This window comes from Nitrospinota bacterium, assembly GCA_009873635.1.
GTDB lineage: Bacteria > Nitrospinota > Nitrospinia > Nitrospinales > VA-1 > LS-NOB.
Map to the genome: position 1 here is coordinate 5,525 of WAHY01000018.1, position 8,985 is coordinate 14,509.

At 40.4% G+C, this 8,985-nt stretch carries 7 protein-coding genes; 5 read left to right on the forward strand and 2 right to left on the reverse strand.

Going from position 1 to position 8,985, the window contains the following annotated elements:
* Window positions 1–1,223 precede the first annotated feature (1,223 nt).
* Window positions 1,224–3,485: a tetratricopeptide repeat protein gene (locus F3741_10090; GenBank protein MZG31133.1), complete on the reverse strand. Its 2,262-nt coding sequence runs from the start codon at window positions 3,483–3,485 to the stop codon at window positions 1,224–1,226.
* Between the two features lie 324 nt (window positions 3,486–3,809).
* Here F3741_10090 and F3741_10095 point away from each other — a divergent pair, with 324 nt between their 5' ends.
* From F3741_10095 to F3741_10105, 3 genes are all read left to right on the forward strand, one after another.
* Complete coding sequence (locus F3741_10095; GenBank protein ID MZG31134.1) at window positions 3,810–5,300, forward strand: sigma-54-dependent Fis family transcriptional regulator; 1,491 nt, start codon at window positions 3,810–3,812, stop codon at window positions 5,298–5,300.
* 77 nt (window positions 5,301–5,377) lie between these two features.
* Complete coding sequence (gene folD / locus F3741_10100; protein ID MZG31135.1) at window positions 5,378–6,220, forward strand: bifunctional methylenetetrahydrofolate dehydrogenase/methenyltetrahydrofolate cyclohydrolase FolD; 843 nt, start codon at window positions 5,378–5,380, stop codon at window positions 6,218–6,220.
* A gap of 40 nt (window positions 6,221–6,260) precedes the next feature.
* The gene (locus F3741_10105) at window positions 6,261–7,685 is read left to right on the forward strand and encodes an exodeoxyribonuclease VII large subunit (GenBank protein MZG31136.1); all 1,425 of its coding nucleotides are present in this window, start codon (window positions 6,261–6,263) and stop codon (window positions 7,683–7,685) included.
* 8 nt (window positions 7,686–7,693) lie between these two features.
* Here the strand turns inward: F3741_10105 and F3741_10110 are convergent, their stop codons facing one another.
* Window positions 7,694–8,053, reverse strand: a complete 360-nt coding sequence (locus F3741_10110) for a CBS domain-containing protein (protein MZG31137.1) — start codon at window positions 8,051–8,053, stop codon at window positions 7,694–7,696.
* Window positions 8,054–8,152: 99 nt separating this feature from the next.
* Between F3741_10110 and xseB the strand changes: the two genes are divergently transcribed.
* Window positions 8,153–8,392, forward strand: a complete 240-nt coding sequence (gene xseB / locus F3741_10115) for an exodeoxyribonuclease VII small subunit (protein MZG31138.1) — start codon at window positions 8,153–8,155, stop codon at window positions 8,390–8,392.
* Window positions 8,393–8,437: 45 nt separating this feature from the next.
* Window positions 8,438–8,985: TlyA family RNA methyltransferase (locus F3741_10120; protein ID MZG31139.1), on the forward strand; the 548-nt coding region annotated here is incomplete at its 3' end.

Consider the following 8,985-nt stretch of genomic DNA (forward strand, 5'->3'; position numbering starts at 1 on the left):
CCACAGTAAAATTTCTGTACGGTAATCAAGAGTACGATGCACTGTAAGCACAAAGATTAAAGATAAAAATAGAAACAAAAGACCGGTAGTAATTGCTCGATTGGATTGAACACTCAGGAACACCCAACCTACGGCAAGGCTGAAGCCCAATCCGGGTAAATAGGTACGGTGCTCTGTAGCGATTTGTTTAAGAGGGATAATACTGGATGTGGGAAGGAGTGTAACTACAAACCAAATCACGGCAAATTTTAGTATCGGAGATTTATTCCTGTAAACCATGAATGCGCCGGTTGCTAAAACACAAGCAGAAAAAATAAGCTGCCAATCCATTACCCCGGACAATAACCTTATATCCGGCTCAAAGTTAAGGTTCAAAGGTAAAAAGAGTTTTAGCAGGTAATAGTTAAGGGCTACTTTTATTTGACTGAGAAAATATAAGAAACGACTGGTCTGTTCGGAGACAGGGTCTGCTTTTAAGGAAAAAATATTACCCTGCTCCAAATAGCGGTAGAAGAAATAAAGCAATAACGGCAAAAGAAGAACAGCAACTTTTGTTTTTAAAAATTTTCTTTTTTCCTCCGGAGTAATAAACCACAAATAAATGATTGCCATCAAAGGAAAAGTAACGACTATTTCCTTGCTTCCCACTCCCAAAAATAGAAATGTAAAAATACCTGAAATGAAAAATAATTTATTGAGTGGTGAAATAGAACCCCTCTCAGGGTTAACCAGTCTGCAAAATATATAAAAAGCAAGAAGATAAAAAAACGTAGCTAATCCCGATGACCTGCTGGAAATATAAGTAACGGTTTCAACCGTAAGGGGTGTGATAAGGTGGATGGAGGCGCAAATTAAAGGTAATTTACTGAACCGCTGTCGATCAGTTTCTAAAAATAATAACTCGTTAACCAGAAAATACCAGATTAATCCGGTCAATATATGGATGATAATATTAAAAAGATGATACCCGAAAACTTCCAGTTCACCGATTTCCCGATTTATTGCAAATGTCAGTAAGAGAACGGAACGATTGAAAATGTTTTCAATGCCAACGTTTTCTTGAAATCCACTCAGTTGTTGAATATATGGGTTTTCTACAATGGCGTGCGCATCGTCATAAAGAAAGGGAGAGTGAAGCGTTCCCCAGAAAGCAAGGATTCCCATGCATGTGAGAACGAAAAAAGATTTTAATTGATACCTTAAGATATCTTTAGTATTAACATTCATGGGGAGTCATTTTTTAAACTTAACATCATATTATTTATCACTGTAAGTTGATCCGGGCTTGGGTTAGATACAGTTTCTAACTGTTCCAGGGCTTTTTCTTTTTCGCCAAGATTGGTGAAAACTTCGGCTAAATATATTCTGGCATCTGCATTACCAGGCTGAAGGGAAATAGATTTTTCAAGATATGACCGCGCTTTTTTCCAATCCATCAAACGGCTGTAGTTAAAACCGATGTGGGTGTATACGGATGGCATTGGGCCTTTTACATTAAGAAAAGCCTGGAACTGCTGATTAGAATCGTCCCATTTTTCCTGCATCTGATAAACTTTGGCGAGGTTGAACAGGGCTGGCTCGTATCCGCTATTAAGGTTCAGGCAGTATTTAAAGGAATTTTCTGCCGAATTTAATTTCTTCGTCATCATGTAGGCAGTTCCCAGATTAAAATGAGCCTGTAATAAAGAAGGGTTTATTGTCAGGGCCGCTTCCCATTCGATGATCGCCTTTTCAATTTTTCCAGTTTTTCCATAAAGTTCGCCCAGGTTTAACCTGGCCAAAGCGAATCCCGGGTCGGTACTCGTTATGTTTTCCCTCACGGCCTCTTCCAGGATGAGTGTGGCCTTATCGTACAAACCTTTCCTGTTATAAACAGAACTCAAACCAATTTTTGATGAGAAATGTCCTGGCCTCAATGCCTGGGTTTTCAAATATTCCTTTTCCGCTTCGTCCAGTCGACCTTGGTCCAGGTAAACACTTGCCAAATTATAATGAGGTTCAACAAGCTCAGCTGTGATTTTTAATGGGGACGATATCTTTTCATTATTGGAGACATTATTTTTCAAGATTTTGTTTTTTCTTTCAAAATAACTTTCAGGGTCATTGATATTGTATTGATTGGCTATGAATCCCGGTATGTTTGCCACACTCTTTTCAAAGTGATAGCTTGCCTTGGCAAGGTTTCCTTTTTCATAATAGGCTTTGCCGGCATTGTTATGGGGGCGAGGTGAAAAAGGATTCTTCATTGCAGAATCTTTCCACAAACTTAATTCGCTGATCCAGTCAGTATTTCTGTTAACTGTGGTGATACCCAGCATTATCATCATTGTTACCAGCAGACGAAGTTTAACCGGACTGGTAAATTTGTTTATCCAGACTCCCGCCATGAGGCTCAAGCCTAATGACATGGGTAAATACATACGATGTTCAACAGCAAGATCATTCAGGGGAATGAAACTTGACGTTGGGGCTAAAGTTATAAAAAACCAAATGGCCCCGACAACAACCCATACATTTCTCCATTTAACTACAGCCCATACGATGGCAAATATTAATAGCCCTGAAATAATTATTGCAGGATCAGTCATCGGCGAGCTGAAAGGAAACCCGCTGTCAACATTCAGATTGAAAGGAAAATAAAACAGCCTGAGATAATAAAACACGATAACTTTTAATTGGACCATAAAGTACGGGGTACGACCAAATAACTCGAATCCCTGGTCCAGCGGCATATAAACCCAGGAGTCATAAAAACAGATAAGGCCGATTATAAGAACAGCCACCGAAGTCAAACTTATATAGACGAACCGGCCTTTAAAAACTGTTTTATGAAAATCTGGAAATTGTTTTCGTCCAATAAAACTCCAATACCAGACTGCTAACATAACTGGTAATGTCGCACCGATTAATTTTGAAGCGACAGATAAATACATTCCTGAAATAACCAGAATTGAAATAAAGATTTTTCTAACAATTCCGGTTGTTTTGTTCGGACAAAACAAGTGCAGAAAAAAATATATAGATAAGAGATAAAAGAATGTTGCCAGCAAGGAAGACCTGGAAGAAATATAGGAAACCGAATCGGTGTTTAAAGGATGCAATGAAAACAATAAGGCTGTTAGCAAGGGGAAAGACCAACCACTCTCACTTTCTAAATATCTGGCGCGCCAGATAATGAAAAAAATCAGAAGCGTAACACCAATATGCAATCCCAGATTTATCAGATGAAATCCGAAAACCTTGTGACGGGCCAGTTGATTATTTAAGGCAAATGAAAAATATAAAATTGGACGGTTTCCAATTTGTTCTGAACGAGGGTGGTCAAAGAATGATTTTGTATCTGTCAGCCAATGACTTTTTATCAGAGGTACATCATCAAACTGAAAAGGGACTTTCAGCGAATTGAAATAGGCAAGTATGCTGATCAAAATAAGTAAAGTTGCACAGCCAATTAAACTTTTAGTTTTTGAAGTGGGCGCAAACATAGAAGATCAGATAAAATTGTGAATTGCCGGGCTCAAATGAATGACAAAAGTGGGTTGATGTAATTATTGGGTGAAATTTATAAATTTACTGGACTTTGTCACAGGAAAACCCATGCCTGCTATTTGGAGGTTCATATGTTTATTACATATATATTTATCGTTTAAACACAGCTATTTATTAAGGAAAACAACTGCTGGCCTTTAAAATATTAGCACTTTTCAAACCTCCCCCAAAGATGTAAAATAAATTTATACACTTTTTCCATACTTAGCATTAAAGTGTAAACATAGGTCAAGAGTTTTAATTTTATAACGGAATTTCCGATGAAACGCATTGGTGAAAAAACGAATATTCAGACATTAAGAAAAATATCTAACCTTTTTACTACAACTTCTGTTGAAGTGGATGAATTATTAGCCATGGTTATGGATGCGGCTAAAGATATTGTGGGTGTCAAAAATGGCTCATTATTACTGGTGCAAGATGAAAAAACCAACAAGTTACAATTTTATCAGGCCTCTGGAAAAAATATGGGGCAGTTGAAAGATATTGATTTACCCCCTGGAGTGGGCATATCTGGATATGTTGCGAAAACCGGCAAACCAATAATTGCCAATGATGTTACTAAAGACCCGCGTTGGTATCAGGGAGTCAGTGAAAAAATGCGGATTCCCATCCAGTCAATGGCCAGTTTTCCATTGATGATTGATAAAAAAGTGATCGGGGTTGTTCAGTTTCTGGACAAAGTGGATGGTTCTACCTTTAGTGATGACAATGCAGAAGTTTTGGAGCGCTTTGCCATTTTAATGGCAAAGTTTTTTCAAATATCACAATCCAGAACTTTGCTGGGCGAAGAGTTTGGCAGACTAAAAAAACAGTACCAGCACCGCTATACGATAGTTGGCGAAAGTGAACCCATCAAAGAATGTATCAGGGTGGCCGAAAAAGTGGCCGACTCTAAGGCAACCGTTTTGTTAAATGGTGAAAGTGGAACAGGAAAGGAATTGTTTGCTCACCTTATCCATGATCATAGCCAAAGGCAAAACAAACCTTTTGTCTCTGTCAGTTGTGGGGCTCTGCCAGCATCCATACTGGAGCGCGAACTCTTCGGCCATGAGAAAGGGGCATTTACCGGAGCTGACTCGCAAAAAATTGGATTGTTTGAAGCCGCTCATCAGGGCACGCTTTTTCTGGACGAAATCGGTGAGATGCCTTTGGATATGCAGGTAAAATTGCTGAGAGTTATACAGGAAGAATCGTTTGTTCGTCTTGGGGGTACTGAAAATATTAATGTTGATGTCAGGTTGGTAACAGCTACAAATCGCGATTTGGAAAAAGAAGTCCGGGAAGGTAACTTCCGTCAGGATTTGTATTATAGGATCAATGTTATCAAAATAACCTTACCTCCACTTCGTGACAAACTGGGTGATATTCCTGATTTATTGACTTACTTTATTAAGAAGCATACTCCGGAAGGAAAACCGGTCAAAAAGCCGGGGAAAGGTTTGATCTCTCACCTTATGAGTTATTCATGGCCTGGGAATATCCGGGAACTGGAGAACTCGGTGGAGCGAGCCATTGTATTGACAGATGAGGAAGAATTGCTTCCAGGGGCATTTCCTTTCGAAATCCCCCAGGCCCCTGTTGAATTCAATGTGGGGTCGACCCTTAAAGAAGCCAGCGACTCGTTCCGCAAAACTTTTATTTCCAACACACTTAAATCCACAGGTGGTAACAGAACAAAAGCCGCCCAGGTGTTGGATGTCCAGCGCTCCTATCTCTCCCGACTGCTTAAAGAACTGGATATAAAATAAGCAAAAGAACCCCCCTTCGATAAAATATAAATTCTGTTAAACTACGCAAGAAATTATTAATAACAAATAGGGAAAACATGGTTCTTATAGACGGGAAAAAAGTATCGATGGAAATCCGCAGTCGATTGAAACAAGAGACTGAGGAATTGAAAAATAAAACAGGTCGTATGCCGGGTTTGGCTACAGTTCTGGTTGGCGAAGATCCGGCCTCGGCCGTTTATGTTCGCAATAAAAATAAAGTTTGCCAGGAGGTTGGTTTTCAATCTTTCGGTCAAAACCTGCCTGCAGAAACTACTGAAGATGAGTTGCTGGAGGTCATAAAAAAACTGAATGAAAATGATGAGGTGAACGGCATTCTGGTTCAATTGCCTTTGCCCGACCATATTGACTCTGAAAAAATTCTTTTATCCATTAAACCGGAAAAAGATGTTGACGGTTTTCATCCTATCAACGTCGGCAAACTGGCTATTGGCAATGCTCTGCTAACTCCATGCACGCCTACAGGAATTATTGAACTGCTCGATTATTATAATATCGAAATCGCCGGTAAGCATGCGGTGGTTTTAGGTAGGAGTAATATTGTAGGCAAACCCGTGGCACTTTTGTTATTGCAACGTAATGCCACAGTTACCATTTGTCACTCAAGGACCTCGAACTTGAAACAAGTTACCAGTCAGGCTGATATATTAATCGCTGCTGTAGGCAGGCCCGGCTTTGTCGATTCAGAAATGGTTAAGGACAATGCGGTGGTTATTGATGTAGGAATTAATCGCGTTGATGGAAAACTGACAGGCGATGTAGAGTTTGAGCCGGTTGCTGAAAAAACCTCATACATCACTCCTGTACCGGGTGGGGTTGGGCCAATGACAATTGCCCTCCTTATGGAAAACACCTTAAAAGCTTTCAAAGCCACTCTCTAACAACGAAGACAAATAAGAGTTTTCGTCCCGAAGAATTTTTATGATTCGTAAAAAACAAAGCCGTTTAAGTAAAACCGAAAGTCCACCTGAAGAACTTGTTGAGACCTCAGGCCACCCGGATACTGAAAGCCCGCAACCACAGGTGTACAGCGTCAGTGGACTCACCCGGGATATCCGTGCCATTTTGGAGGCGGCTTTTGATTCAGTTTGGGTAGAGGGCGAAATTTCCAACTTCAGGACAGCGGCTTCCGGTCACAGTTATTTTGTTTTGAAAGATAATAATGCCCAGATTCGCTGTGTCTTATTTAAGGGCTACCGGGCAGGCATAAAATTCCAACCCGAAGATGGTGATCAGGTGTTGTTGTTTGGCCGAATTACTGTCTACGACGCGCGTGGAGAATATCAAATCATCGCAGAATCCCTCGAGGCAAAGGGGCTGGGTGCCCTGCAAAAAGCCTACGAGCAGTTAAAGTTAAAGCTGGATAAAGAAGGTTTGTTTAGCGAGGAAAAGAAAAAGCCTCTGCCTGAGTTTCCCTGGAAAGTGGGCGTTGTCACCTCCCCCACAGGTGCCGCTGTAAGAGACATCCTCAATATAATAAGAAGGAGAAATCCGAAAGTTTCTGTTCTTTTATGTCCTGCCAGGGTTCAGGGTGAGGGATCTGCTGAAGAAATCGCCAGTGGAATTCGGGCTTTAAACCGGAGAAAGGATATAGAGGTTATCATCGTTGGCAGAGGAGGGGGTTCGTTGGAAGACCTTTGGGCGTTTAATGAAGAAGTAGTGGCCCGGGCAATCTATGCGTCCCGCATCCCAGTAGTTTCTGCGGTGGGACACGAAATAGATTTTACTATTGCAGATTTCGTAGCAGATCTCCGGGCTCCAACGCCTTCCGCAGCAGCAGAGTTAACCGTTCCCCTTTTTCAAGATATGGTTCGAGATATTGCCGCCTTGAATGAAGCGCTGATTGCATCCCTGAAAAATAAACTGGAGTATTACAGCGACCTGCTGAAAAGATTGATGGATAGGCGGTTTTTCCAGCAACCTAAAGAAATTTTGAATCCGCAAATTCAACGACTGGATGATTTTCATGGTCGACTGGTCAGGGGGCTCGAGCAAACCCTTGTGTCTCACCAACAGAGATTGCAAGATAAAATACATAGACTGTTTCAGTCTTCTCCAGAAAAACGTATCCAACATTTGGAAGAAAACCGCTTAATGCTGGAAAAAAGAATGTTGCATATTATCCATTCGCAATTACTTTTAAACAAGCAACGTTTTGAAGGAATTTTAAAAAACCTGAACGCCATCAACCCGTTGGCAATTTTAGAAAGGGGATATAGTATTTCTTCGAAAGATGGAAAATCCTTAAAAAATACTGAAGGGATCAAGAAAGGAGACAAGATTAAAATCAGGCTTTCGCGAGGAGGGCTTGATTGCACAGTAAATAAAGTTTTAAAGGAAAGTTGAGACGAAAGTCATCGCAGATCTTTTTTGGAGAGTATTCCAATAATTTCATCATTCTGGCTAACGGCTAAATGCCGGATAGATTTTTCGTCGAATAATTTGTGTGCATTTTCAAGCGGTTCTGACACATCAATAGTTATCAGGGGCTTTGACATTATTTCTGCAACACGGGTGGTACTGCCATCAAGGTTTTTAATGAGAACTTTGACCATTAAGTCGGCTTTGGTAATGATTCCAATATACTTGTCTTCTTCGGTTACCAGAAGAGACCCGATCTGGTTGTCATAAATTTTTTTTGCGGCACTATTAATGTTTTGATTCAAATCAATGCTTTGAATAGAGCTTCTCATGCGATCGCCAACTATCTTCATAGTTACACCAAAAAAATTTTATCACGGGTTTAATAACAGCTAATATGATTTTAATACCGGTTTATTGTTCATGCCAATATAATTTAAAAGGGGCCGAATATGGGCGAAATAAAATTTGAAAAAGCCATACAACGGCTTGAAAAAATAGTCGTTGATTTGGAAACAGGAGAACTGGACATTGATAAATCTCTGGAAATTTTTGAGGAAGGGATAAAAATGTCGCGGCTTTGCTCAAAAAAACTGACTGAAGCCGAAGCAAAGATAGAAAAGTTAACCAGGGATCAGAAAGGTGAACTGGTGAGCGAATTGTTTCCAATAGAAGAAGAAAATGACAAATAGGGATAAAAAAATCCGGCTCGACCAATTGCTGGTAAAAAAAAACTCATTGCCACGAGAGAAAAAGCCCGCGCTCTAATTTTAGCGGGTAAAGTGAGAATTAAAGATGAAGTGGCTGATAAACCCGGCCGACTGGTTTCTGAAGATACCCTTCCCGTTATAATTGGCGAGACCCAACTTTATGCCAGTAGAGGCGGGATAAAGCTTGAGCACGCCTTAGAACATTTCCGTATTTCACCTGCGGGCAAAACCGTTGTTGATATAGGGGCTTCAACCGGTGGGTTTACGGATTGCCTGTTACAAAATGGTGCTGAAAAAGTTTATGCCGTAGATGTCGGTTACGGTCAGTTAGACTGGAAACTCAGAAACGACCCCAGGGTTATCTGCCGGGATAGGTTAAATGCCAGATCATTATCTGAAAAAGATTTAGGCGAAAAGCCGGACCTGGCTGTGATTGATGTTTCTTTCATTTCACTTAAACTTGTTATTCCACCTTTATTGAAAATTCTTAAACCGGAAGGAGAACTGGTTGCCCTGGTCAAACCCCAGTTTGAAGTAGGAAAAGGGGAAGTAGAAAATCGTGGCATTATCAAAGA

Coding starts and splice junctions, on each gene's coding strand:
- F3741_10105 (MZG31136.1), top strand. CDS start 6,261: ATGATTCGTAAAAAACAAAGCCGTTTAAGTAAAACCGAAAGTCCACCT.
- F3741_10090 (MZG31133.1), bottom strand. CDS start 3,485: ATGTTTGCGCCCACTTCAAAAACTAAAAGTTTAATTGGCTGTGCAACT.
- xseB (MZG31138.1), top strand. CDS start 8,153: ATGGGCGAAATAAAATTTGAAAAAGCCATACAACGGCTTGAAAAAATA.
- folD (MZG31135.1), top strand. CDS start 5,378: ATGGTTCTTATAGACGGGAAAAAAGTATCGATGGAAATCCGCAGTCGA.
- F3741_10110 (MZG31137.1), bottom strand. CDS start 8,053: ATGAAGATAGTTGGCGATCGCATGAGAAGCTCTATTCAAAGCATTGAT.
- F3741_10095 (MZG31134.1), top strand. CDS start 3,810: ATGAAACGCATTGGTGAAAAAACGAATATTCAGACATTAAGAAAAATA.